This is a genomic window from Bradyrhizobium agreste (assembly GCF_016031625.1).
Classification (GTDB): Bacteria; Pseudomonadota; Alphaproteobacteria; order Rhizobiales; family Xanthobacteraceae; genus Bradyrhizobium; species Bradyrhizobium agreste.
Window position 1 is genome coordinate 127,752 of the sequence record NZ_JACCHP010000006.1, and the last position, 24,342, is coordinate 152,093.

The 24,342-nt window shown below is 59.4% G+C and carries 18 protein-coding genes and 2 pseudogenes; 10 read left to right on the plus strand and 10 right to left on the minus strand.

What is annotated here, in order from left to right:
• Window positions 1-164: 164 nt before the first annotated feature.
• The gene (locus HZZ13_RS10830; protein WP_197959596.1) at window positions 165-758 is read left to right on the plus strand and encodes a transglutaminase-like cysteine peptidase; all 594 of its coding nucleotides are present in this window, start codon (window positions 165-167) and stop codon (window positions 756-758) included.
• A 148-nt stretch (window positions 759-906) separates the two neighbouring features.
• On the opposite strand, the gene HZZ13_RS10835 is transcribed toward HZZ13_RS10830, so the two are convergent.
• The 4 genes from HZZ13_RS10835 to HZZ13_RS10850 are packed head-to-tail and all read right to left on the minus strand — an operon-like array spanning window position 907 to window position 3,867.
• Window positions 907-1,839 carry a hypothetical protein gene (locus HZZ13_RS10835; RefSeq protein WP_197959597.1) on the minus strand — a complete coding sequence of 311 codons (933 nt, stop codon included), beginning with the start codon at window positions 1,837-1,839 and terminating at the stop codon, window positions 907-909.
• A gap of 26 nt (window positions 1,840-1,865) precedes the next feature.
• Window positions 1,866-2,960, minus strand: coding sequence for a Gfo/Idh/MocA family protein (locus tag HZZ13_RS10840; protein ID WP_197959598.1), 1,095 nt, complete (start codon window positions 2,958-2,960; stop codon window positions 1,866-1,868).
• Between the two features lie 26 nt (window positions 2,961-2,986).
• The gene (locus tag HZZ13_RS10845; RefSeq protein ID WP_197959599.1) at window positions 2,987-3,469 is read right to left on the minus strand and encodes a glycosyltransferase; all 483 of its coding nucleotides are present in this window, start codon (window positions 3,467-3,469) and stop codon (window positions 2,987-2,989) included.
• Complete coding sequence (locus HZZ13_RS10850) at window positions 3,466-3,867, minus strand: glycosyltransferase family protein (protein WP_197959600.1); 402 nt, start codon at window positions 3,865-3,867, stop codon at window positions 3,466-3,468. The genes HZZ13_RS10845 and HZZ13_RS10850 overlap by 4 nt, the downstream gene beginning before the upstream one ends.
• A 531-nt stretch (window positions 3,868-4,398) precedes the next feature.
• On the opposite strand from HZZ13_RS10850, the gene HZZ13_RS10855 reads away from it, so the two are divergent.
• Window positions 4,399-6,333 carry a PQQ-dependent sugar dehydrogenase gene (locus HZZ13_RS10855; protein ID WP_197959601.1) on the plus strand — a complete coding sequence of 645 codons (1,935 nt, stop codon included), beginning with the start codon at window positions 4,399-4,401 and terminating at the stop codon, window positions 6,331-6,333.
• A 577-nt stretch (window positions 6,334-6,910) separates the two neighbouring features.
• On the opposite strand, the gene HZZ13_RS10860 is transcribed toward HZZ13_RS10855, so the two are convergent.
• Both HZZ13_RS10860 and HZZ13_RS10865 read right to left on the minus strand, forming a co-directional pair.
• On the minus strand, window positions 6,911-7,828 hold the full coding sequence (locus tag HZZ13_RS10860; protein ID WP_197959602.1) for a sialate O-acetylesterase: 918 nt from the start codon (window positions 7,826-7,828) through the stop codon (window positions 6,911-6,913).
• A 290-nt stretch (window positions 7,829-8,118) separates the two neighbouring features.
• Window positions 8,119-8,694, minus strand: coding sequence for an acyltransferase (locus HZZ13_RS10865; RefSeq protein WP_246504376.1), 576 nt, complete (start codon window positions 8,692-8,694; stop codon window positions 8,119-8,121).
• Between the two features lie 473 nt (window positions 8,695-9,167).
• Here HZZ13_RS10865 and HZZ13_RS10870 point away from each other — a divergent pair, with 473 nt between their 5' ends.
• Window positions 9,168-9,431, plus strand: coding sequence for a hypothetical protein (locus HZZ13_RS10870; protein ID WP_376707028.1), 264 nt, complete (start codon window positions 9,168-9,170; stop codon window positions 9,429-9,431).
• A gap of 69 nt (window positions 9,432-9,500) precedes the next feature.
• Here HZZ13_RS10870 and HZZ13_RS10875 read toward each other — a convergent pair whose 3' ends face one another.
• Window positions 9,501-9,845, minus strand: a complete 345-nt coding sequence (locus HZZ13_RS10875) for an H-NS histone family protein (protein ID WP_197959603.1) — start codon at window positions 9,843-9,845, stop codon at window positions 9,501-9,503.
• Between the two features lie 930 nt (window positions 9,846-10,775).
• Here HZZ13_RS10875 and HZZ13_RS10880 point away from each other — a divergent pair.
• The 3 genes and pseudogenes from HZZ13_RS10880 (at window position 10,776) to HZZ13_RS10885 (ending at window position 12,973) form a co-directional block, all read left to right on the plus strand.
• Entirely contained in the window at window positions 10,776-11,465 is a 690-nt protein-coding gene (locus tag HZZ13_RS10880) for a response regulator transcription factor (RefSeq protein ID WP_197959604.1), read from the plus strand.
• Between the two features lie 551 nt (window positions 11,466-12,016).
• Window positions 12,017-12,364: pseudogene (locus HZZ13_RS36750) on the plus strand (hypothetical protein); the annotation flags it as partial.
• Window positions 12,365-12,736: 372 nt separating this feature from the next.
• Complete coding sequence (locus HZZ13_RS10885) at window positions 12,737-12,973, plus strand: hypothetical protein (RefSeq protein WP_197959605.1); 237 nt, start codon at window positions 12,737-12,739, stop codon at window positions 12,971-12,973.
• Window positions 12,974-13,153: 180 nt separating this feature from the next.
• Here HZZ13_RS10885 and HZZ13_RS10890 read toward each other — a convergent pair whose 3' ends face one another.
• Entirely contained in the window at window positions 13,154-13,942 is a 789-nt protein-coding gene (locus HZZ13_RS10890; protein ID WP_197959606.1) for a Crp/Fnr family transcriptional regulator, read from the minus strand.
• A gap of 637 nt (window positions 13,943-14,579) precedes the next feature.
• On the opposite strand from HZZ13_RS10890, the gene HZZ13_RS10895 reads away from it, so the two are divergent.
• Window positions 14,580-18,368 carry a LuxR C-terminal-related transcriptional regulator gene (locus HZZ13_RS10895; protein WP_197959607.1) on the plus strand — a complete coding sequence of 1,263 codons (3,789 nt, stop codon included), beginning with the start codon at window positions 14,580-14,582 and terminating at the stop codon, window positions 18,366-18,368.
• On the opposite strand, the gene fdhD is transcribed toward HZZ13_RS10895, so the two are convergent.
• Window positions 18,350-19,237 carry a formate dehydrogenase accessory sulfurtransferase FdhD gene (fdhD, locus tag HZZ13_RS10900; RefSeq protein ID WP_197959608.1) on the minus strand — a complete coding sequence of 296 codons (888 nt, stop codon included), beginning with the start codon at window positions 19,235-19,237 and terminating at the stop codon, window positions 18,350-18,352. The two genes, HZZ13_RS10895 and fdhD, sit on opposite strands and share 19 nt — an antisense overlap.
• 176 nt (window positions 19,238-19,413) lie before the next feature.
• Here fdhD and HZZ13_RS10905 point away from each other — a divergent pair, with 176 nt between their 5' ends.
• Entirely contained in the window at window positions 19,414-21,735 is a 2,322-nt protein-coding gene (locus HZZ13_RS10905) for an FdhF/YdeP family oxidoreductase (RefSeq protein WP_197959609.1), read from the plus strand.
• A gap of 35 nt (window positions 21,736-21,770) precedes the next feature.
• A pseudogene (locus tag HZZ13_RS10910) lies at window positions 21,771-22,380 on the plus strand (cysteine hydrolase family protein).
• Between the two features lie 37 nt (window positions 22,381-22,417).
• Here HZZ13_RS10910 and HZZ13_RS10915 read toward each other — a convergent pair.
• Window positions 22,418-23,200 carry a Crp/Fnr family transcriptional regulator gene (locus HZZ13_RS10915; protein ID WP_197959728.1) on the minus strand — a complete coding sequence of 261 codons (783 nt, stop codon included), beginning with the start codon at window positions 23,198-23,200 and terminating at the stop codon, window positions 22,418-22,420.
• Window positions 23,201-23,420: 220 nt separating this feature from the next.
• On the opposite strand from HZZ13_RS10915, the gene HZZ13_RS10920 reads away from it, so the two are divergent.
• The gene (locus HZZ13_RS10920) at window positions 23,421-24,338 is read left to right on the plus strand and encodes a c-type cytochrome (protein ID WP_197959610.1); all 918 of its coding nucleotides are present in this window, start codon (window positions 23,421-23,423) and stop codon (window positions 24,336-24,338) included.
• Window positions 24,339-24,342: the final 4 nt, after the last annotated feature.

Sequence of the window (24,342 nt, forward strand, 5' to 3'; positions counted from 1 at the left end):
ACTTGTCCTTCCGGTGTCACTGCCCGCGGCCTTTCGCAGTTGGTCGCCGATTTAATATTTATTGCTATTTAAATTAATAGACCTATATATAATGTATTAAATAGCTTGTGTGGCCGGACGCAGGCCGGCGGGACACGGTTCGGCGTATGGAGGGGGATCGGCAGATGCAGCGAACCTCGGGCCCGATCATCGCCGCAGCCATAGCGATCGCGATCGGGGGCGTTCAGTGGGCGCGTGCGGCCCCCCGAGCGGACCTTGCGCACATCGAGCTGGGACGCCCCGCTCTTCCGCCCCTCACTTACACAATGTTTTGCCTGCGCTATGAGGCCGAATGTCGCCCGCGACGCTCCTTCCGCGGCGGGCCGATCCAGTTGACTGAGAAGCGATGGGCCGACCTGCTGGAGATCAACCGTGCCGTCAATCTGGCGATAGAGCCGGTTCGCAACGAGCTCGGTCTCGCGGGCGAGGCGTGGACCATCAACCCCGCACGTGGTGATTGCAACGATTACGCGGTCAGCAAGCGTCACGAGCTGCTTCAGCGGGGCTGGCCGGCGCGCGTCCTGCTCTTAAGCGAAGTCGTCGTCAACTCCGGAGAGCACCATCTGGTGCTTCTCGTGCGCACGCGGAGAGGCGATCTCATTCTCGACAATCTCACGTCGCAGATCAAGCCGTGGGCGCGAACGCCCTATCGCTGGATTCGCGTGCAGAGCCCGGGCCGTGACGGGCTGTGGGCCACGGTTGGCCGGGAAGGGGTGTGAGGCCCCTTTAACTGCGGTCAGATAACCACATTTGTGCAGGTACGAGAGCGTATCTGCTCCGTCGCAGGACGCGAACTCTCAAGCTCAAAATCCGGCTGAGCAAAAGGACGCGGATAGTCGGGAAGCACAATGAATTCCAAGAGTGGCGCTATTGGTGCCAGCCTATACCGTTCGATGAGACTCGTCGACCGGGCACGATCGGCGTGACCAGATTTTGTGCGCGGCCATCGAAGGCGTCAATGTGCTGCTTTATCTCTTTGATGTGCTGTTTACTGGAAGCACCGAAAACGATGGACTGGATCTTCTTCTGTCGGCAAACATACTCGATAGCTTCGTGCGGCGTAATCGCACCGGAAGCCAGGACCGACATCGCAACGGGCCTGAAGTTCCGAGACGCAATTTCCTCCTCATAAAGCTGGACACCTCCGCACATTCGAAAACCTATCTTGTTTATATTGGCGCATATGATCGGATTCGGTATGCCTATCTCTTCAAGAACATCGAGAAGGCGCGGCATATTCATGGTTATAAAGCCCGGTTCCGCATTGTAACGCTCGTGAACGTGATCGGCAAAGATACGAAATGCGTCCTTAATCCCTATCCCGAGCAACAGGTCAGTGACCACGTTCTGGAGAAAGATAACCGGTGTTCTCAGGCCGCTGAACATTTTCATCTCTGCGTCGATCAGGAGCCGCGCCATGCCCTCTATGTCTCGCGTCGCAATCGACAGCCCACCCCTCAGAAGCGCACTAAATGTGCCCTCCGCGGGCAAGAATCGTTTTAGTGCCTCGATCATTCCGTGCTCGGTCACGGCATTTGCGTATTTGTGGGCGTATGGCATGCAGGGATAAAATTCGAGCTCGGAATAACGTTCTGGGTGCAAGCGAACATGCGCACAGATCTCACTGATTCGGTCGTGCGTCGTGCACATGAAGACATGAATTCCGCTGTCATATGCCGCGTCAAGCAAATCAATGATTTCCCGGAGGTCCCCAAAGCGCATCGCCTGCGCCCGCGCCTTTTCTTCGGACATGTGATTGATGCCGAAGAATTGGTTGTCGCCAAATAGGATTCGATCCATTGTATCCTCCTCCCCTTCTGGCAATTCTACCTCAGCGCCCCGTTGACCGAGGACAACAGGCCGCGCCGAGATGGGGTCGTGAGTCTCGAATCGACTCGCCGTTTCGGGTCGTTGGCATTCTGTAGGATCGCGGAGATTACGCAATCCGTTTGGGCTGCAGATGCGAAGGACGAGACACTCTCCGGTCGGCCTTCTACGATACATTGGAGAAAGTAGTCGAGCTGCGCGGAGTATTCCTCGCCTCGCAAATAGTACCAAACATCGCTGTGAAAATCGGTTGTGTAGCGAGTGTCCCAACCCGTCTTTTCCACAATCGTGTTCTCCGCTTTGGCCCGAATGAATGTCTTCACCTCTTGGCGGTCGACGATGATCCGGCCGTTAGTACCCCATAGCGTGACCTGCATCGACATTCGGCGAACGCTATCGTCGCTCCAATTGGCGGCGATCGTACCTGTTAGGCCACCGGCAAAATGCATCGTCGCGTAGACCTCGTCGTCCACATGCTGAGAAAATACCTTGTTGAGTACTGCTCCGCTCACGGCTTCGGGCATTCCAACGAGATAGTTCATGATATCGATAGCATGGCACGCGTAGTCATAGAGGCAACCTCCGCCCTCACTGCCTTTCGCCCGCCAGGTCGCGGCTTTGGGCCGCAACACCACCGGGCCATACGCCTCGACTCTCACGTGATGGAGTCGGCCAAGTGCATGCACATCGAGTAAACGCTTGGCCTCGTTGAACGCCCCGACGAATCGATAATGATATCCCACCTGGTTGATGAGACCTTTGCGGTCAGCGAGGTCGGCTAGTTCGAGCCCTTCGGCCGCATCGAGACAGAATGGCTTTTCGCAGAAGACGTGGAGATTTCTGTGGAGGGCTTCACGCACTATTTCGCTATGAAATCGCGAGGGCGTCGCGATGATAATCGCATCCAGCGGTTTTTGGTCGAGCAATTCCCGATAGTTCGAGAAGACTTGAGTGCCTGTATATTTGTGCAGGATGCTGCACAAATAGTTTGCGGTGTCGCAAACGCCGATCAGCTTAGCGTCAGGGTGGGCGTTGACAATCGCAAGATGGGAGAGTCCCATTTTGCCCAGCCCGATAAGCCCAACATTGATCATGGAATTCTCCTCAATGAGAACGGCCCTCAATTGACCAAGAAATCTCGCACCCGCCTCAGGAATGGCTCGGGTGCAAAATTCGTGAAGTCGGCGCCGGCAATACCTCCGCCTGTCATGGCTCTGTCGATCGCAAAATCCAGTTCGGCATCGGACATGGCGGCATAAACGCCCGGTCGGTCGCGAAGCCATTTGATCGTATGCAACTGATGGTCAGTTGTGTGCTCCCGATTTGCCGCGAGCCGCGGCAGCATCACTACAGGCTTGCCCATCTCGGCAGCGACGAAGTAGCTGCCCATTCCGGCATGGGCGACGATAATCGCCGATTTGCGGACAGCTTCCTGAAATGTGCTCGGCGGAAGCATTCGCGTCCAGCGCATATGAATTGGCCGATAAGTGCCGGCGCCAATTTGAGCCAGGACATCACTGCCTGGATGCACCAGCGCCCATTTGTCCATGGAAACGATCAGGCGATCGAACGCCATCATCGAGCCGACAGTCACAAAGATCATAGTACTGCCCCCCACCAGTCGGGGCCGCCCGTCCGCTGCAAATGCGGCCACTGGGTGAGCCACACATCGCAAAAGCGTTTGGCCCGCATTCCCGACAGGGACAACTGTTCACAATTGGCGATGCTGTCGATCCACATCGTTTTTGATCGCAACAGGCATTTTGCAAGGGCTAGGGCGATCATGCCGGGAGCCGAGCCCGTCGTGACGACGACATGCGGACGCTCACGCAGCAGTATCAATGTCAGCTGAACGACCAATATCGCCAGTCCGATCCGATCCCAACGCGTCACGTCGCGGACGACATAGAAGCGATGACCCGCGACCTCCTCCGCGTAAGCCGATTGAACGCTTACAAACGCCACCTGCAACCCATCGAATGCCGGTTGGAGCCGGCGCATTTGGATCCAGTGCCCACCTCCAGACGCTACAATGAGTACCCTTTTCGACACGATAGCGCTCCAGTACAACATCGAGCCGCCAACAGCCCGGTGTGGGCGGTTGCTGCATCCAGGCATTTAAATATATAATGGCTCTGCAGTAAATACCAGAATAATAATTAAAACTAAATATTGGGATTGATTGCGAGGTGACGCAAACCAAAGATCGGGGATATTCGGCGGGGCACCGAGTTGCGCCCGGAAAAGCGCCAGTTTGCGTCTCGTATCGGTTGACTACATTTAATGCGCGATTTAAATATTAAATGCCGGAGTTTGCAATTTATAATGCCGAGCCAGGCGGAGCGACGTTCTTCGCTAAAAAAGGGGCACTCGATGATATCTCGGCCCTCTGTTCTGTTGGAGAAGGGCGGTCCTCTTGCTCGACAGGGAAACAATGGCGTAGAGGAACTCGCCTCGCGGCCCAGGATCGCCCCTCAAGCCGCTGGAGTAAAAGTTGAATCAAAAGCATATGCACGACCTTTACGGGTCTACTTGCTGTTGTGGTATGGTGTTTCAACGGCGCTGTTGGTTCTGTTTCCTGCGTTGAGCTTTGGTTTTCGGCTGTGGCTGTCCCCCGTTGCCCAGTTGCTTCCATTTGGCTGTCTTGTGGTCGCCTTCGTTCTGAGCGCCGCCTGCACATCTTCCCTTCGATCTTCAATGCGCCGGCGGGAGTTGGCGTGGACGGCCGTATCCACGGTGGCGATTTTTGGTGCGGTCTTTCTTGGATTTCTTCTCACCAAAACCGATTATCCCCGCGTCATTACATTCGGTGTTTTCATTTCTGCCTTGATGCTGGTTCCGGCTCCCTACTTTGTCGGCGCGTCGGGGCTGCGCCAAGCTTTGGCGCTTGGCGCGCTGACAGCTGCAGCGGTGACGGGTTCGGTCGTGGTGCGCTTTGCACCCGAGGTACCGGCGCACACATCGACCCTGATTACGACCGAGTTCCACAACTTGGATGTTCATACCTACTCGGGAGCATTCCCATCATCAGCGGTGCGCGGAGGCGCATTGGCCCGGATCGCGGATGAGTATCTTCTGTTGAGTGGAGACGGTCATCTCCACATCTTCTCCTGGGAAGCGGGCGGCCGCCTGATGAGGAAGACGCTCCCGTACCGGGTGCCCATCAACGGTGACGCCTTTTCTGCCGCTGCAGGACGTCCGTGGAGCGAGCACTCTGACGTGAAGCTTCCACAGGAGGCCCAGAGGAGGGCGGCCGGACACGAAGTTCTCAACGCCGAGTGGTTCCGAACGTATGGCTTGCTTGTTCAAGAGGCCGGCGTCAGTACACGCATCTTCGTCTCGCATCCATATTGGCATGTCGCTGAAGAATGTTGGACCGAGCGCGTATCCCTGCTCGAATCAAACCGCGCGGCGATGCTCCGCGGCGAAGCTCCATCTGAATGGAAAACTCTGTATGAAACCACACCTTGTCTGCCAGTGTTTGGCGAAAATCGCCGTCGCGGCATTCCATTTGTCGGCTATTTTGGAGGAGGCCGAATGGCGCTCCTCGATCCCGATACGCTGTTGTTGACTGTAGGTGATTTCGGCTTTGATGGACTTGCCTCTGTTCACGCTTATTCGCAGGATCCGGCGGCATCGTATGGTAAGACGATAGCGATTAATATCGCCGACGGTCACACCGCGATTTTCACCGTTGGTCACAGGAATCCAGAGGGCCTCTACATTGATCCCTCTGGAACGATATGGTCCACGGAGCATGGCCCGCAGGGCGGCGACGAACTCAATCGCCTAATCAAAGGTGCAAATTACGGTTGGCCATATGCGACGTATGGTACGGATTATGGTTCGTTTTCATGGCCGCTCAACAAGCCCGAACCGGAGCAGAAAGGCTATGAAGGTCCGGTATTTGCGTGGGTGCCATCGATCGCAGTTTCTAATTTGATCGGGGTAGAGCGTGGATTGTTCTCGGGTTGGCAAGGTGATCTGTTGATCGGCACGCTCAAAGCCGCGACGCTGTTTCGTGCACGCGTGCGGGATGGTCAAGTCAAATACCTCGAGGCGATCACGATCGGGAGTCGGATTCGTGACCTCATCGAGGGCCATGACGGCAGCCTCATCCTATTGACGGACGATCAGAAGTTGATCGTGCTTCGTCCAAAGGAAGGCGCTACAGGTGAGGCTCTTTTTGCGGAGAAGTGTAGCGGCTGTCACCAGTCGAGCCTGATCAGTGGCAACCGGATCGGACCGGACCTGCTCGGCATCGTGGGGCGTCGAATTGCGTCGATCGAGAGCTATCCGGATTATTCGTCAAGCTTGCGCGGAAAAGGGGGCATATGGACCGAAGAGCGCCTCGACGAATTCCTCCGAAGCCCGAGCACGTTCTGCCCCGGGACCATGATGGATTTCGTGGGCGCTGCCAGCGCGACAGAACGTCAAGCCATCATTAGCTACCTGCGTACGCTTTGACAAAGAACACCGGTTTCGAGCTGATCGGCGGGTTCTCGAACACGACGAAGATCTTGGCCGTCCCACCGATTGAGCGTTGGTCGGAGTGTTCGGGATCAAGGTCTCGCCGCCTCGGTCCTGCCTGAGATCTACTCGGGTCTTTCCATGCTGTCGACTGGGACGCTTGCTCCAACCTCTTTAAGATACGCGAATTTGCCGATCCGCGCGTTGGACTTCAGAGGCGCGCTCCTGCGAGGCAGCGACCTCTTTCAGCAAAAAGATCGAATGGTACGACCAAATAGTACCACGAGGGCTGCTGACAGCTGCGGTCCTATCCAGCTCGGTCCTTTCCGTGATCTCCTGATCTCATCGAGGTGCTTGCGCGCGCCGTTTGCGAGCCTTGATCTTCTTGGAGCACCACGGGCAAGCGCGTGGGCTGGTCGGCTCGCGACAAATGCGGAAGGAGGCGTGGACGATGATTGCGACCGCATCTTTCTAGTTTAGCATTCCGAAACCCCGACAGCGACTCGTCCCAAGATGCGCGGAAGCACAGGGCCCTGAATCACCGCCTCGCCGATCACAGTTTTTCTGCTCTGCTTCAGCGCGCGGGTGAGAGCAGGTCTGCCCAGGCTCTCGCGACCTTCCGCTCCCCCGAAGCGCTGAAATGGCAGTCGTCGTACCGATCCAGGTCGTCAAGCAGGGCGTCTGAATTGACGCCGCCGCTCAGATTGGCGGCTGAAGCGGGCAGCGCCAATTGAGCGCGCGCGACCGGGTTATCGGCAGAGTGGTTGCGTGTTCCGCCGTTGCTTGCGCCCAAACACTTGGTCGCGATGGCAACATACACCGGCGCCGCGACGTCATGAGATCTCAATGAGCTGACCAGCGACAGGAAGCGATCGCGGTAGTCCTTCTCGTTCGTCCCCTTCACGTAGTCGATCTCACCTTGGACCCAGAGGACGTGCGTCACAGAATAACCTCGCTGCTGCAGCTGGGACGCAGTATCGGTCATCGCTCTATTCAGATCGCCGCCGGGACTCCAACGGGAGATCTCCGCCCCGCTTATGGCTACGGGCGCCAGTATGATTTGGTCGAACCATCCGCGATCTAGCAGAAGGTTGCCGAGTTCGGTCCAATATTCACCGCTAATGCCGTCAGATCCCAGCAGAGGCGACCCGGCCACATAGCACCGCCCATCGAAGAAATTGATAATCGCACCTCCGTGTTCCGAGCGGAAGCGCTGCCCCCCGTGATTTCCAGCGTTCGACTGGCCGATCAGCAGCAGCACGGCCGTACGGTCCGTCTGCTGCGGGCAGGTGATAGCTTTTTTCTGATCGCCCGATGCGAGCCGCCCCGCTTGATCAAATGTGTAGAGATCGTCCGGAGCCGTCCCGCCCGCGCGCGATTTCAGCGCTTGAAAAAAAGGGAAGGGAAATAGTTCATGGCGAGCGCTATATGCTCCAAACAAATAAGTCGCGGTCAAGACAAGAACCGCTAGCAAAAAGCTGGTGCGCGACATGGGGTTCAAACACCTGCACATTTGGCCCCGAGCGTCTTCGGAAATTAGCGCAACGAATGAGCGTGCGGAAGCGCCCTGAAGAGCAGTGCGTTGTTTTGACCGCGGTTGGCCAAAACCGGATCGCACGCTCGACCTTGTTGTTGTTGTTCGCCGAAATGCAGAAAGTCTCTCGTTTCTCGGCTTCTCGGCGAAGCCTTGAATGATTACTGTGACCTCTAATGAGATCTTGCCCGAGGCCTACGGCAGCAGCTTCGAGTTCGACCGCCAGAGCATAACTGATGCGGCTTGCATTATGTGGCTTTAGACGCAGGTTGAACTCGCGCTGGACAGCCAAACGCCTTCGCGCCCGTGGGAATGTCCCTATTGACGAACGAGTTCGCGCCTATAATGGCGCGGTCACCAACCGTTGTCCCCATCTGAATCACCGAATTCGGGCCAATATAGACTCCATTGCCGATCCAGGTGGGCGCGCAATCGATCGGATCCCGGCCGAGCGAAACTGAGCGGTTTACGGTGTGATGTGTGTAGATCTGAACGCCAGCAGAGATGGAGCACCAATCCCCGATCTGCAAATCTCCACCTGAACCATCCAGAATACATCCTGGTCCAATCCAGGTATTTCGTCCGACCTTGACACGCCCCAGAACCAGCACGTTGTCGTACATCGTGCTGCCCTCTCCAAAGCCATATGCTGCGGCGTTATCATCGCGCTCGGTGAGAAGGTCTCCGATCGACACCCTCCGATCGAACTGATTCCTCTTGCGAACTGCGAGAGCCCGCAAGAACTCGCGCGCGAAGGCGAGCCATTGGTCCAAATTGTGATCAGACATGCCGGGATCGAGCTTTGAATGCATCAGAAAGCCCATTTGCGTCGTCGTGAACTGACTTGCTCCGACTGCGTCCATCTAAGATCGACGGCTTTGCGGAGCGGAAACGAGATACTTGTCCGGGCGAACCGCCGATTCCGAAACTAGGGTTATATTTCGTGGATTTCAATTATTTAAGTGGCGTTATTTTTCCGCCCCGACCGTTTTGAATCAAATGATCGCGGCCCGGCTGCCGGTTTCCCTGTTCAGCGCGCGCCCATTCCCAGATCACATCAGAAGAGATTCCCCTGTTGTAGATTTGGGCATCCAGTGCCGCAATAGCTTACAATCGCAGGCTTTTTCGTGGAATCCCCTGGCCAAATTGCCCCCAACCACAAGGATTTCCCTCCCTCTTCGCAGGGAATTTGGGCTACGTGCTTTTCGCAAACCCAAGGTTAGTGGCCGTGGACCACCCGATGCGGAAAGGCGACATTAAAATGGTTGAATTAACATATTTAACTTGAGGTAAGATAATGGAGGTCTATGTTGAAAGCGGGGCTGGATTGGAGCAGGACGAGCCGATGACCCAACTCGACGCAGAAGGCGACGATCGTCGCGAATTCCTGAAGAACTGCGGAAGATTTGCCGCGGTTACACCTCCGACTGTGACGCTGTTGCTCTCCACCTCGCTGACGTCAGCCGCGATAGCCGCCTCAGGCGGCAACGTTGTGCGTGGCAACAATGGCTTCGGAAATGGTGGCAACGACGGCGGAAACAAAGAGGATATCAACCGCTGAAGGTGGCGCCTACGGCGGACCACTTTCTGCTAGAAGCGCAAGCGCCGGTCCGACGATGACATTCGGGGCTCAGCCGGTCCGGCGTCGCCTTTGCGCGGACGAGCGATCGATCAGCAGATCGTTTAGCTTCTTGCCGGCTCGAAGCTGGGCTTTCAGCCAGCGGGGCTGCTTGCCGCGACCGGACCAAGTTTCGGACGGATTCTTCGGGTTCTGGTATTTCGGCAGCACTGGGGGGTAGGGACGGCGAGGACGTTGCTCGTTCTGCGCCGGAGCGGCCGTCCCCTCAATCTTGCGAAGCCGCTCTTCGAGCTTGGCTTTTTCCGCGGTCATCCTGCGACTGAGAACAGCCGTGACCTCATCGTAGAGTCGCCACAGCTCGGCTGTGGTCATGGATGCCCAGTCATCGTTCTCCATGGAAGCCGTCCCCACTACCTCCGAACCGAAACAGGAGGGGGGATTATCAGGTCAAACCGGGGTCCGGCAAGCACGATCCACTCGCGCGGCTGCGCCAGTGTGCAACGCGGTAGTCGGAGTTACCGGCTGGGCCCCTGCCTCCGAGCGAGTGTTCGCTTCCCAAGCGCCCTCCGCCCGCGGGCTCGTCGCCTCGGCGCAAGCAATCGCTGCTCGGCCTTCAACACGCGACTACGCAAGTTCTGCAATTCAGTGAATTGAACGATGAGAGCCTGATGAGTTTGACGCAAAACTGCTGAAGAATACATGTGACCACCTACTCATTGCCAACGACGCCCTCCATGACCGCTCATTGAAGTTGCTGAATCAACGAAGATGCAGCTACAATTTGAGTGACCGGTTTTCATCGTTGCTACACGGGCTATGCGACGCAGCCAATTTCGTACTTCCGTACCCAACTTCGCCTTGATGAATAGTATTACTTTTCCTCCCTTCAAAAGCGCGGCTTTTTGAAACGGTCTCGCGTTCATCGAAACTTCGTCGAATGTTAGATTTGAATCGTGAATGGCCCAATATATCGTTGGTAATAACGGTGCCAACGAAGTTAATTGGATGTTGACCATCATAAACAGAGCAGCCGATCCGTGCGTTGACGACATTCTCTGGGGGAATTTGCTGATTGAATCTATCAGGCGTTGTCGAAAGAACGCTCCTTCCGTCGAGGAGCTTGCAGCTGAATTTTGAGCCCCGCATTCTTACGGTGCTGCGCATATTTGGCGGTCAAGTTACCGTGGCGCAGCCGTCGAATGCCGGGCTGTCCGGGATTGAGACGGTGTGACGTTATGGCCGAGCGGATTGGCCATCCTCCCATTTCGAAGAGATTGTTGGATTAAACGGCTGCACGGGGGGTTGTTAGCGATAGGCAGGGGAAGCATGCACCGCACCAGAATTGTCATCGCGGATCGACATCCGATCGTTTTGCAAGGGATCAGGAGCGTTCTTGCGACGCAGCGCGATTTTACGATCGTTGCGTCCTGCAGCGATGGTGCAAGCTGCAATGAGGCAATCCGATTTCTTGTGCCGGACGTCGCGCTCGTCGATGCTGCGCTGCCAGATGTCAGCCGGCAGCAGATTCTCGCTCCTACGAACGTTTCAGCCCCAGGTCCCGCGGTAGTCTTCTTTGCCGGTGTCGCGGCCGATTGTGAGTTGCAAAGGCTGGCCTTGAGCGGCGCCTGCATCGTCCTCTCGAAGGATTCGGATGCCGAGATGCTGGTCTCAACCCTGCGGAAAGCCGCCCAGGGCCGAGCAGCGGCCTCGCCGAGCGCCTGGCAAGCGAATGATGAGGCCCGCCCCGATGAGAAGCCCCTGACGCAACTGACGGACCGGGAGCGGCAAATCATGCGGCTCGTGTCGGAAGGTCTATCGAACAAGGAGATTGGACGTCGGTTGAACATTGCCGACGGTACGATCAAGGTCCACCTTCATCATATCTTCCAAAAGCTGGACATCAGCAATCGCACGGTTCTCGCGGCAATGGCGATTTCGCGAAACGAGCTGCATGCTGCGCCACGTGAGATGGATCCCCCTGATCTGTTGCCTCAGGATCCGGCGAGCGTGAAATGACCGGAGGTCTGGCTTCTTCCGGAGCGTGCGCGCGGGGGATTATCGTGGCGCCAGATGCCCAGCCATGTCGCTGCAGGCACTTTCGGCCTCGGCTAACGTTCGAAAGGGCGAACCGCCAATCCTGATTGCGGCCTGGTTTTTGTGGAGCGGACGCCAACTCGCCAAATAGCCGGCGCGTCCATGAAAGCCGGGGCCGCTCGGGCTTCCGAAGCTGATCACGAACGAGAAGCCCTCGCTGGTCGCGCTCCAGATCTCCATGTCCCGGACGGACCGATGGAATTGCAGTGGCATCGTAATGCTCCGTTGCAATCGAGTCGTGCGCTCGACCTGTTAAACAAAAATTAATCGAATTAAATGGCGTGCGCAACTCCGAAACTGCGCCTGAACGGCGGGAATGCACCAGGAAGTGCAATAACGAGCACGGAAGTTGCCGACGATCAACCCGCGGCGCGCACGTTAAATAACGCCAGTCACATAAAGAAAATTATCGGTTGAAAGCGTATTTAATATATAATACCGTAAATATAATTTTAAACCGAGGAGAGCGCGTTGTGACCCGGGACGGCAACGAAGATGACGACCGGCGGGCGTTTTTGAAAACCTGCGGAAGATTTGCGGCCGTGACACCCCCAGTGATGACTCTGCTTCTATCCACTTCCCTGACCTCAAGAGCCATTGCAGGCTCGGGGGGGCTGCATGGAGTGACGCAGAAGGACGAAAAGCGGTCGTTCTTCGATAACGACCGGTCGTCCGTGTCAGGGCCGGGGAGCTCCAGCGGCGGGTCATCAGGGGGCGGGGGAGCGCCTGGCGGTCGCTCTGCTGGATCATCTCGCCCCGGAGGGGCAGCCGGCGGTGGCGGATCTGGCGGTAGTGGCGGGTCTGGTGGTGGCGGAGGCGGTGCGAAAGGGCCTTTCGCAACTGGCGGCAGCTCTGGAATCCCAAACGCAACTGGTGGGCTCGATTGCGCAGAAGAAGACGAGGAAAAGCGCAAGGCCGACTGTCCGGGAGCTAACACGAGGATTTCGAGTGCAACCGAATCCCGCCGATAGCAGACTTCTCAGCCCATGCGTGAGCCTGCGGGCCACCGTATGGTTTGGCAGGCTGGACCTTTTTCCCATGCTTAAGCGTCCGGGCAAGTGATCCCTTTTTGCGCCGCCGCAGCGCGTTTTGCGGGTGCAACATGCCAAATGTTAGCGCGATTGTGTTGGAATTGCATACTTTTCCCGGCTCATCACTGAGCAACTTCTCCTCAAGTCATCAGGAGGCGCGTCATGAATACCCGCGTTCGAGTAGAGGGCTCTGCGGCTATGCTTCGAGAACGTCTCGAGGCGCTGGTCGCACAGCTCGCAGAACTTGAAAGGCTCAGAGAGCGGGTAGGTCGAGAGGAAAATCTTCAGCGCAAGCTGCGCAAGGCGGGCGCCGCCAATAACCCAGCTCGGACCTTCCAGCTTCGCACAGGCAAAGCTCATGCCCATACTGCTTATTCGCAAGACGTCGGGCTGTTGTGACGAGCGTCCCGAGGCGAATGGATGACGGGACTTTTCCGTCGATTGTTCGCTTCGGCCGGAAGCCGGCCGCAAAGCCGAAAAAATTGCCAAGCAGGATTGGACGTTTGCAGCGACCGGGCCTCGCGCGGTTTTGCCGAATGGCGAGGGTACTTGCGGGTGGTTCGCGAAAACGAACTGGTTCTAACAGCCTGTCCCGGCTATTCGGCTGCCAGGCGGGCGGGAGGCGCTCCGCGCTGGAGGCCTATGAACGAGCCCCACCGTGCCATGCGAGATTATCCGATCGATTCTGCGGCTCAGGACCTTGTAACACTCGCATGCCACAGCTTCGAGCCGCGGCCGATCGATTTCAAGCTGGCCACGTCGATTGGATCTTAGTGCTCTTGATGCCCGCATCGTGCTCACGACATGTGTGACGGTGGTGCGGCGGACACCCAGCAATTCCGACAACGTTTCCTGGGTCAGCGGGAGGAGATCGCTGCCATTTGCCCGATCGTGAATGTGAAGCAGCCAGCGCGCCATGCGGGCTTCAACGGAATGTAACGCGTTGCAGGCAGCCACGTGCTGGAGTTGCGTCAACAACGATCTCGTGAAGACCTGCACCATCGCTCCGATGGCGGGACTGCATTGTTGCGCTGCCAGGAATTGCGCGGGTGATATTTGCAGCGCGGCCCCCGAGATGCGAACAACGGCCGTCGTGGGCGAGTGGGATGCGCCAAGCGCTGTGGTCAGACCCACAGCCCCATCATGGCCGACGATCGTCGTGGCAACTGTCTGCCCGTTCGGCAGCTCCATGATAGTGGCTATCGCGCCGCTCAGGGGGAAGAGAAGATGTTCGATCCGATCGCCCGATCGGACGAGCACCGTATCGCGCTCGATCACGATCTTCCGCAAATGAGGCGCAAGCAAAGCAAAATCCGCTGGCGGCAACGCTGCTAACAAACGATTACCAACTCTGGTCGCGTGGTCCATCACGGGATCAACCCCCGACGGATGCTTGCAGGCTTGTCGAGCTGCTCTCCTGCGGGCCAGCTCAAGAGCAGCTAACTGGCAGCTACAGATATGGTTCCTGCGATGAAGGCTAGCATGCGCTGGTCTGACAATCGCACGAACAGCCTGCGTCCGCGACTCCAGCCAGCTCATGCAGACCTGTCGCGGACGCGCAATTAATGCAGTCAGCTCGCCGATGGTAGCCGGGGCGCCCGAACAGCATCCCAGCCAACGATCATTCTTCATTCTCCAAACAGCTGTTCGGCTGCGAGTGGTGAAGCGCCAGGTGTGGATCGCGAGCGCGCTCTGAAAGTCTCGTCTCAGGACGAACAACCTCTAAGATAGTGTTCTGGCCAGCAGGACTAACACTCGTGGAATGACGGCCGTGACCTGACCGAGTGCCCCTCGAAGCCAACCAACGGCTTTGGCGTCGCTGTGCTGTTCGGGCAAATAAACAGACTTCGGGCAAATGAGCACATTTGCACGTCGAAATTAACGATTCTAAGTATGGTTAAAAGAGATTAAATCTCTTCCTTTATTCTATTCGTTGTATTTTAATGTCCTCACTCGGTCTCGGCTATATGCCGAAGGACATAGACGGCCGGGTCGGGCAGGGTCCATGTTAGACACGTCTGCGAAAGAGCGGATACCCAAGCGCACCCGGCTTGTGATCGTAGACCGGCAGCCGATCGTTCTACAGGGGCTCAAGTCGGTACTCGGGGCGCAGCTGGACTTCGACGTTGTCGCGTCGTGCAGCGACGGGACGAGCTGCATCCAAGCGATCCGGAATTTGACACCCGACGTTGCACTTCTTGCTGACACCCTGCCAGATCTGACGGCATCAGAGATCCTCGCCATTGCCAAAGCTGAGCGCCTGCCCACGCGCCTGGTGTTCTTTACCGAATCCGACACGGACCACGATCTAACCTCGGCCATTGCTGCTGGCGCGTGCGATGCAATCGCGAAGCATGTCGCACCGGACGCTATGTTGCGATCACTGCGATCGATGACGAAGCGTAGCTTTTTGGAGCAGTCCGATCTCTCGCCAACCGCCGAGGACGCTGACAGCAGCAAAATCGAGAATCAATTGGAGCTATTGACGCCGCGCGAACGTCAAATTGTACGGCTTGTGTCAGAAGGAATGTCCAACAAGGAGATCGCGCACCAGCTAAACGTTTCCGATGGCACCGTTAAAGTCCACCTGCACAACATATTTCAGAAGCTTGAAATAACCAACAGGACGGTGCTCGCCACCCGCGCATTGCTACAACGCCCGTCCGGGTTCGGCATGCTCTCGCTGGCCCTTCTGGCGGTCGCCATTGCGGACGAACTCAAGGCGTCGGAGGCGAACGACACGCTTCCGAATGACGACAGCACCGGCTCCGCAGCGGAGCATGCCGAATATGAGTTCTGGAAGCGAGCTATTCTCCGCGTCATCGTCGCGGAATCCGACGAGAAGCCAGCGCTCACCCAGAGAGGCGTTTTTGTCGGGGCGAGCCAAATCTCAATCGCGGCATCGGCAATGGAAGCGCTGCGCACCGCTGAGCAATCCGCAGGCTCGAAATCGTCGAAGGACTACAGTTCTGCTGGATCAAGCACACCTGATCTGGCCACGGCCTCCCTGCGGGGAATGAACGACGCGCAGATTGGAGGAGACCCTACCGGGGTCTCGCGGCTTACATCCAATCCGACCTTGATTCACGCGGGGTACGGTACTTTCGCCACTCTCACCGGTGCGTTGATCTGCGCATTGAGCGATCCCTCTTTGGCATCGCTGTCGCACGACCCGGCCAAAGCGCCGCTCGACAGCTTCGAGTCCAATTCTACCTCTTCCAGCTCTAGCTTCAATTTCGCATCTGGGCCGAGCAGGATCAATCTTGCGGCTTTCGGAGCCCTTGCCGCGCTTCATATGACAGCAGCAAGCAAGTCCATACCGCCACACACCATCGCTTGGATTTTCAACCCCGCAAGCAATGAAACGATCGTCTACGTGAATGCGACCGATCATGTTCTGGACATCGGGGATCGCGATCTTTTGGAAATCCATCTGCAGGGGGTTGTATCCATTGCAGAAGCGGATTTAGCCGGCCGGCCGACGGCCGCGGCCGCCGCTCTCACCTTGGAGCAGCTGGAGGAGGCGCTGATATCGTTGGCTGCCAACGAGACTGTTCTGAGTATGGACAGTGCCAATACCTTTGTCGGTACGAGGGAGAGTGCACTCGGGACCGCTGGAATTTGGGACATTCAGGCTGATGTCGGCTTGAGGACCGAATTCGCGCCGGCCCGCACCAGGGAAAAGGGCGTCGATGGAGCCGACGGGTCGGCTGGCGTGTCACCGATCGTGCTTGCTCATGCTGCGGCGGTCACGGCGGTTGAAAGTCTCACATTGAATAGTCGGCGGATCGATGCAGGTACCGGCCCTAGCATCGCAGCGGCCGGTAACGCGGGCGGCGGTAACTCACAGCATGTTCTGGAGCCATGGCCTGCAAAGGAAACAAGCGCGGAGCCGAAAGAAGCCGGCTTCATACCCGGGAGTAATGTCGGTGATGAGAACGAGCATCAATCCCCAGCTTCGGATCCTTCGGGAAGATCAGCGAAGACCGCAGAAACAGACCGCGTTGAACATGGCAAGCCGGTGCATTCAAGCTCTACAGACGCACCAGAAGCAGCCGAGTTCGGTGCATCGAGCTTCGCGGCAACCGACAGCGGCGACCGCGAGGGGGCACAACGGCACGCTCCCGAGCAAATGTCTGCAAGGGGGGCGGGCGCCAGAGATGCGGCCGAGGTGAAGTCCATGCCGGGCAATCGCACCGGCAATGACGATGAGCGTCATGCTCTGACTTCGGACGGTTCGCCAGGGCCAGCGAAAATGGCTGAACCAGGCGGCCGCGACCACGGCAACTTGCACGCGTCGGAGCAAGGGTCGGCAACGGCCGCCGCGGAGACGGCCGAAGTGAAGTCCAAACCGGGCAATCGCGCCGGCCATGACAACGCGCATGATTCACTGACTTCGGACGGTTCGCCAGGGCCAGCGAAAATGGCCGAACCAGGCGGCCGCGACCACAACGACTTGCACGCAGCGGAGCAAGAGTCGGCAAAGGCCGCCGCGGAGACGGCCGAAGTGAAGTCCAAACCGGGCAATCGCGCCGGCAATGACAACGCGCATGATTCACTGACTTCGGACGGTTCGCCAGGGCCAGCGAAAATGGCTGAACCAGGCGGCCGCGACCACGGCAACTTGCACGCGTCGGAGCAAGGGTCGGCAACGGCCGCCGCGGAGACGGCCGAAGTGAAGTCCAAACCGGGCAATCGCGCCGGCCATGACAACGCGCATGATTCACTGACTTCGGACGGTTCGCCAGGGCCAGCGAAAATGGCTGAACCAGGCGGCCGCGACCACGGCAACTTGCACGCATCGGAGCAAGGGTCGGCCACGGCGGCCACGGAGACGGCCGCAGTGAAGTCCAAACCGGGCGCCGGCAATGACGATGAGCGTCATTCACTGGCTTCGGACGGTTTGTCAGTGCCAGCGACAACGGCCGAACCAGGTGGCCTGGACCACAGCAACTTGCACGCGTCGGAGCGAGGGTCGGCAAAGGCCGCCACGGAGACGGCCGAAGCGAAGGCCATACCGGACAACGGAGTTGACAATGATAATGAGCATCATTCCTGGACTCCGGCCGATACGCCTGAGTCAGCGAAGAAGGCAGAGCCTAGCCTCGCGGATCACAGCAGCAAATGGGGGCACTCGACCTCTGCCCACGGGCCGGAAGCAGATGAGAGTGTTGCAACGGCCGGTAGCGCGGACCGCGGTAGCACGCAACACGCTACCGAGCCGGCACCCGCAAAGGCGGCGGCACCTGCCGAGTTGGCTGAAACTGACTTCATAACCGGCAACGGTGTCGGCGATGGTGCCGATCATCGAGCTCCGGACGCGAGCGCGTCGGCAGCAGTGACGACGGCAAAACTGGCCGACCTGCAGGACGGCAATTCGGGACACAATTTACCCTCGACCCCTGCAGACGCATCAGCAGCAACCGAGATCGCCGAATGGGGCGCCGCAAAAGGCGATAGCGCCGAAAACGGAAACTCGCAGCAGACTACGCCACCTGCTGCAATCGCATCAGTAGCCGCACAGCCGGCTAAAGCTGCGTTCGAGACCGGTGGCGCGGATCAAGAGCGGGTGTTCCGCTTCGATAGCGATGCAACTCCTTTCACTCTCATCGCCGCGGTTGAGCCTGAGGAGATCCACATTCCGCTCGATCCACACGTCCAGCCCGCTCATGCGACCAACCCGGATATGCTGGTCAAAATCCTGCCCAATGCACTGGACGATCACGCGGCCAACCACGGCAATAGCAGTCCGCATCACGTCACTGTACCTGCGCCTCATGACTTGCTGATTTGAAGCGGTGCATGATTGATGTGGGTGCGCCTTTCAGCTGGCGCACCAACATGGCATCTTAGTCCGCTTCGACGCGGCGGCACCAGAGGCCGCTCCGCGGCCGTAGCCGTCGCGACCCTCGCCGGATGGCTGAAGATCTCGAACGTGTCTCCTCGCGCGATACCGATGAGCGTGATGCCGCAGGCCTCCGCCGTTCGGATTGCAAGCGCGGTCGGCGCTGACATGCCGATGACGAGTCCGGCGCCGATCGCTGCCGTTTTCTGCACCATCTCGACCGATATCCGGCTGGTCAGGACGACGGTGCCGGTGCATCCGGATCGTCCTTCCATGGCAAGAGCGCCGGCCAACTTGTCGAGCGCGTTGTGGCGGCCCACGTCCTCGCGGACCAGCATGGTTTTTTGGTCCCGCTCGAAGAAACCCGCAGCATGGGTCGCGTGGGTGCTGTGGTTGAGCACCTGAGCGTCGGTGAGGGCCGCGATCGCCGTGCCGATCTGTTCGGAGGAGAGGCACAACCCGTGCTCGACGCGCGGCGCGATCCGGCCCGCTTCGCGCAGGCTGTCGATGCCGCACAGGCCGCAGCCCGTCGGCCCGACGAGGTGCCGCCGTCGCTCCTTCAGCCGCCGCCCCGCGTCGGGCCGCAGCCAGAGACGCAGCTCGATGCCCTCGGGGCCGGGAACGACCGTGAGTTCCTCGATCTCGCCGATATCGTGAATGATTCCTTCAGTCAGGCTGAATCCCTGGGCGAGGTCAGTCAGATCGGCGGGTGTGGCCATCAGGACGGCGGCGGTCGTTCCGTCGTAGACGAGGGCGACGGGACATTCCTCTGCCACGATGCGAGCATCATGCACACCGCTCGAGGTGAGCCTCGGCATCGTGACCGAAGCCGTAGGCGTGGATGCGCGATCGCGTGCGCCGAATTGAGAGCCGTGCATGGATGCTCGTCCTGCGTCGGAGCATGACGCGCGAGCCTGCGCAAGGTTCCGAACGCTTAGGAACTTGCGATGGCATTTCGGGTTTGGGTGCGGGGCCTGCAATCGAAGGACACGTCATGCGGCAGAAGGCGAAGGTCGAGAACTACGACGGTCCGGCCGGCGGGTGGGGCTCGCTCAACGCCCTTGGGCACATTCTCACGCAGGAAGAGGTTGCGATCCTCGGCAGCGAGATCCTGCTGAAGCAGAACAAGCCCGACGGATACATGTGCGTGAGCTGCTCCTGGGCCAAGCCGGCCAAGCCGCGTCCGTTCGAGTTCTGCGAGAACGGTGCCAAGGCGACCGCCTGGGAGATCACACGCAAAACCGTGACGCCCGAGTTCTTTGCGCAGCATACGCTGTCCGAGCTGCGAACCTGGTCCGATCATCAGCTGGAGGAGCAGGGGCGCCTGACGACGCCGATGCGTTACGACAGCGCCAGCGACAGATACCTGCCGGTCGATTGGGACGAGGCCTTCCGGCACATCGGCACTAAGCTGAACCGGCTCGATCCGCGCTCGGTGGTCATGTACACGTCCGGCCGCGCCTCGCTCGAAGCGAGCTACATGTATCAATTGTTCGGCCGCATGTACGGCACCAACAATTTCCCCGACAGCTCGAACATGTGCCACGAGAGCACGTCGGTGGCGCTGCCGGAGGTGATCGGCGTTCCGGTCGGCACGGTGTTGCTGCAGGACTTCGAGACCACCGATTGCATCTTCTTCTTCGGACACAACACCACCACCAATGCACCGCGCATGCTGCATCCGCTTCAGGAGGCAGCGCAGAGGGGGGTCCCGATCATGACCTTCAATCCGCTCCGGGAGCGCGGCCTGGAGCGCTTCGTCAATCCGCAAAATCCGGTTCAGATGATCGCTGGCGGCACGCGCATCAGCTCGCAATATTATCAGGTGCGGGTCGGCGGTGATGCCGCCGCCATTACCGGCATCTGCAAATGGGTGATCGAGGCGGACGACCTCGCCCGAGCCAATGGGGGGCTGCGCGTCGTCGATGTCGCGTTCATCGACCAGCATACCTCAGGCTTCGAGGAATTCGCCGCGTTCTGCCGGGTGCAGGACTGGGACGAGATCGAGCGCGCCTCGGGGCTTTCCCGAATGGCGCTGCGAGAGGCTGCAAATACCTACATGGCCGCCAACGCCGTGATCGCCAATTACGGCATGGGGATCACCCAGCACAAGCATGGGGTCGAGACGACCAGGATGATCGTCAACCTGCTGCTGCTCCGCGGCAATATCGGCAAACCCGGCGCCGGAATCTCGCCGATCCGGGGCCACTCCAATGTTCAGGGCCAGCGCACGGTCGGTATCTCCGAGAAGACCAAGCTCGTGCCGCTCGACAAGCTTGCCGAGCTCTATTCTTTCGAGCCGCCGCGATCGGACGGCCTGACTACGGTCGACGCCTGCGAGGCTATTCTTAAGAGCAAGGTGCGCGGCTTCGTCAGCCTCGGCGGCAATTTCCTGCGCGCCGTGCCCGAGCGGTCGTTGATGGAGCCCGCGTGGTCGGGCCTGCGCCTGTCGGTGCAGATCGCGACCAAGCTCAACCGCACCCATATCGTGCCGGGCGAGGTCACCTATCTCCTGCCGTGTCTCGGCCGGATCGAGATCGACCGGCGGGCCAGCGGTCCGCAGGCCGTGTCGATCGAGGATTCCACCGCCTGCATCCACGGCTCGCGCGGGCAGCGCAAGCCGGTGGCCGAACGGCTGCTGTCGGAACCGGCGATCATTGCCGCGCTCGCAAAGGCGACGTTGCCGCCCAATCCGAATGTCGATTGGGATGCATGGGTCGCCGATTATTCGCAAGTGCGGGACGCGATCGAGCGCACCTATCCCGACCAGTTCAAGGACTTTAACAAGCGCATGTTCGAGCCCGGCGGCTTTCCGCGGCCGCTCGCGGCTCGCGAGCGGACGTGGAAGACCCCGAACGGTAAGGCGAATTTCACCGTTCCAAAGGCGGCCTTTGCGCCGCCGCGCGAGACCGACGGCGTCTATGAGCTGATGACGATGCGCGCCGACGGGCAGTTCAATACCACGATCTATACGGAAGACGATCGCTTCCGCGGCATCGAGGGCAGCCGCTATGTCGTATTCATGAATCCTGCCGACATGGAAGAGGACGGACTGAAATCGGGAGATACCGTGACCTTGGTGACAGAGGCGGGCGACGGCATCGCGCGCAGCTTGAGCGAGCTTCAGGTCGTCCCTTACGGCATTCCGAGGCGGAGCATTGCGGGTTACTACCCGGAATGCAACGTGCTCGTTCCGCTCTGGCACTATGCGGAAGGCAGCAAGGTCCCCGCCGCCAAGTCCGTCCCGGTCCGCCTGTTCAAGGACGTTCCGCCGGAGATCATGGACGGCCGAGAGGCTCCGATCGCGGCGTCGTGAATGCTGGATGATGGCCATATGATGGGGGGAGGACGATGAGGGACGCTACGTCCGATGTTGCCGACATCAGCGGTGCCGTTCACCTGTGCATCGACATGCAGAACATTTTCGCTCCCGACGGCCTTTGGGCGACGCCCTGGATGGAGCGCGTCCTGCCGACGGTCGTCTCCGTCGTTGCGCGCCATGCGGAGAGAACGATCTTCACACGCTTCATCACTCCCCAGGATCCCGGAGGATCGTCCCGGCCAATGGCAGAGCTATTTCCGCCGCTGGCGCCAGGCGACGCGCAGGCATCTGCCATCATCGGCTCTGGAGCTCGTGCCGGATTTGGCCCGGTTCGTTCCGCCGGCAGCAATGATCGACAAGCCGGCCTATTCCGCGTTCAGCAATCCCGCTCTTGCGAGCCTGCTGGTCGATAAGAATGTCGGCACCGTCGTGATATCGGGCGCGGAGACGGACGTCTGCGTGCTCTCGACGGTCCTCAGCGCCGTCGATCTCGGCTTCAGGATCGTCATCATCGAGGACGCGCTGTGCAGCTCCTCCGACGTCGGCCACGATGCGCTCATGACAATGTATCGCACCCGCTTCCACGGTCAGGTCGACCTGATGACGGCAGAAGAGCTCACCGAGGTCTGGCGGGAGTAGGGAGCTACGATCCGACTTCATCGAGCCGCGAGGCGGATCAAGCGACCGCAACGTCGGCCGTTACCGGTCTTGCATGCGCCGGCCGAGCATCGTCCGCGCCGAACCGAATGCTCAGGTAGGTCGGGTCGAAGCCGGCGAGCCGGACCAGGCCTAGCCAGTCGGTGATGGTCAAAGACTTGCTTTGCCATTGCAGCAGATGGCAGCGGCGCAGCTCCTGGATGGTGCGGTTGGCATGGACCGGGGAGATGCTGCAGGCCGCGGCAAGGTCGGACTGGGTGAAGGGGGAGGACAATCTGAAATCTCTGGCGAGGCCGACGGTTTGCAGCCGAACGGTGATCTCGCAGAGCAGATGCGCCACGCGCGTCAATGCATCCCGACTGCCGAGATTCACCGTCCAGTTGCGCTGGATGGCGTGATCGGCAAGCAGCATCAACAGCAGGGCGTGCGACATCGCCGGAGAACGCACCGCGAGCTCGCGAAAGAAGCGGTGCGGCACGAGCGCGACGATTGCGGGCCCGAGCGCGGTCAGATTGCCCTCGATGCGCGGGCGATAAAGGCTTTGCAGGTTGGCGATGTCGCCGGGCACGCAGATCGCGGTGATCTGGCCATCTGCACTTTCGTGATTCTGCCACGAGAGATATCCCTGAAGCACCAGGCAGCATTGCGTTGCCTCATCGCCGTGCCGCAGGATGGTCTGATGCGCGCCGAAATGCGCGATGCTGCTCGGCATATCCGCCAGCAGATCGAGATCGTCCGGGGTCAGTTCGGCGAGGCTCGTCAGACGGTCGGCGAGTTTCGAGAAAGCAAATCCTGCCTGCATTTGATCTCCGATAGCCCGGCTCCAAGTGTGGCCGATAACCACGGCAGAAGGCATTAACGTTTGATACGTTCGCTCCGGGTATCGGCGAGGCAGCAAGCAGCTCGACTTGCCGTGTTTTCCTATCGATCTGATTGATCGGAGCGGGACGCCGCCGAGCAGGAACAGCCGGGGTTCGCCTCAGTTACTGGATGGCGGGTTCGGTGGAGGACACGGAAAGCGGATGCGCGGGCGGTTCTGGCTGGTGTCGGCACTCCTGGTGGCATGCGCGGCTGCTGCGGGGGTATGGTTCATCACCGCGCCGGACAGCGTCGCCTCGCGCGAGGCGGAGACATTATCCGACGCAGGCGGCGACGCCGAGCGCGGCAAGCTCGTGTTTGCGGCCGGCGATTGTGCGTCCTGCCACGCCTCGCCGGGCCAGTCCGATCGTTTGCGCCTTGGCGGAGGTATCGCGCTCGCGTCTCCTTACGGGACCTTTCGCGCGCCCAACATTTCCACGGACCGGAACGATGGCCTCGGGAACTGGACCGCCAGGGATCTCGCCAATGCGCTGCTGCGCGGCGTGTCGCCGGATGGGAGCCACTATTATCCGGTGTTTCCCTATGCGAGCTACGCGCAGATGCGAGCCGAAGACGTGCGGGATTTGATGGCCTATTTGCGAACGCTGCCCGCGGTGAAGGGGCGTCCGCCGGATCATGAGCTCAATCCGCTGTTCGGGATTCGCCGCTTCGTCGGAATCTGGAAGTTGCTGTATTTCAAGCCCGGTCCGATCGCGCCAGATCCGGCTCACGACCAAAAATGGAATCGCGGCCGCTATCTCAGCGAAGCGTTGGCCCATTGCGCCGAATGCCATTCCTCGCGCGACATGTTCGGCGGCATCAAGACGAGCACGCGCTATGCCGGCGGGAAGGACCCTGTGGGCACCGGTTTCTATCCCAACATCACAGCCGCGCGGCTCGGCGACTGGTCGGAGGCGCAATTGGCGGACATGCTGAAGACTGGCGTCACGCCAAATCACGGGCGCGTCGGCTCGTCCATGGCCGCCGTCGTCACCAATCTGGCAATGCTGCCTGAAAGCGACCGTGAGGCGATCGCCGCTTTCGTGAAATCGCTGCCGGCGCGGCCAACGCCCAGTCCCTGAGAAT

Excerpts from the sequence above, each read along its gene's own strand:
- HZZ13_RS10870 (WP_376707028.1), top strand. The coding sequence starts at position 9,168 with ATGGAGGTCTATGTTGAAAGCGGGGCTGGATTGGAGCAGGACGAGCCG.
- HZZ13_RS10885 (WP_197959605.1), top strand. The coding sequence starts at position 12,737 with ATGAATACCCGCGTTCGAGTAGAGGGCTCTGCGGCTATGCTTCGAGAA.
- HZZ13_RS10890 (WP_197959606.1), bottom strand. The coding sequence starts at position 13,942 with ATGGACCACGCGACCAGAGTTGGTAATCGTTTGTTAGCAGCGTTGCCG.
- fdhD (WP_197959608.1), bottom strand. The coding sequence starts at position 19,237 with ATGCCGAGGCTCACCTCGAGCGGTGTGCATGATGCTCGCATCGTGGCA.
- HZZ13_RS10860 (WP_197959602.1), bottom strand. The coding sequence starts at position 7,828 with ATGTCGCGCACCAGCTTTTTGCTAGCGGTTCTTGTCTTGACCGCGACT.
- HZZ13_RS10905 (WP_197959609.1), top strand. The coding sequence starts at position 19,414 with ATGCGGCAGAAGGCGAAGGTCGAGAACTACGACGGTCCGGCCGGCGGG.
- HZZ13_RS10875 (WP_197959603.1), bottom strand. The coding sequence starts at position 9,845 with ATGGAGAACGATGACTGGGCATCCATGACCACAGCCGAGCTGTGGCGA.
- HZZ13_RS10840 (WP_197959598.1), bottom strand. The coding sequence starts at position 2,960 with ATGATCAATGTTGGGCTTATCGGGCTGGGCAAAATGGGACTCTCCCAT.
- HZZ13_RS10920 (WP_197959610.1), top strand. The coding sequence starts at position 23,421 with ATGCGCGGGCGGTTCTGGCTGGTGTCGGCACTCCTGGTGGCATGCGCG.
- HZZ13_RS10865 (WP_246504376.1), bottom strand. The coding sequence starts at position 8,694 with ATGGGCTTTCTGATGCATTCAAAGCTCGATCCCGGCATGTCTGATCAC.
- HZZ13_RS10915 (WP_197959728.1), bottom strand. The coding sequence starts at position 23,200 with ATGCAGGCAGGATTTGCTTTCTCGAAACTCGCCGACCGTCTGACGAGC.
- HZZ13_RS10880 (WP_197959604.1), top strand. The coding sequence starts at position 10,776 with ATGCACCGCACCAGAATTGTCATCGCGGATCGACATCCGATCGTTTTG.
- HZZ13_RS10895 (WP_197959607.1), top strand. The coding sequence starts at position 14,580 with ATGTTAGACACGTCTGCGAAAGAGCGGATACCCAAGCGCACCCGGCTT.
- HZZ13_RS10830 (WP_197959596.1), top strand. The coding sequence starts at position 165 with ATGCAGCGAACCTCGGGCCCGATCATCGCCGCAGCCATAGCGATCGCG.
- HZZ13_RS10835 (WP_197959597.1), bottom strand. The coding sequence starts at position 1,839 with ATGGATCGAATCCTATTTGGCGACAACCAATTCTTCGGCATCAATCAC.
- HZZ13_RS10845 (WP_197959599.1), bottom strand. The coding sequence starts at position 3,469 with ATGATCTTTGTGACTGTCGGCTCGATGATGGCGTTCGATCGCCTGATC.
- HZZ13_RS10850 (WP_197959600.1), bottom strand. The coding sequence starts at position 3,867 with ATGCGCCGGCTCCAACCGGCATTCGATGGGTTGCAGGTGGCGTTTGTA.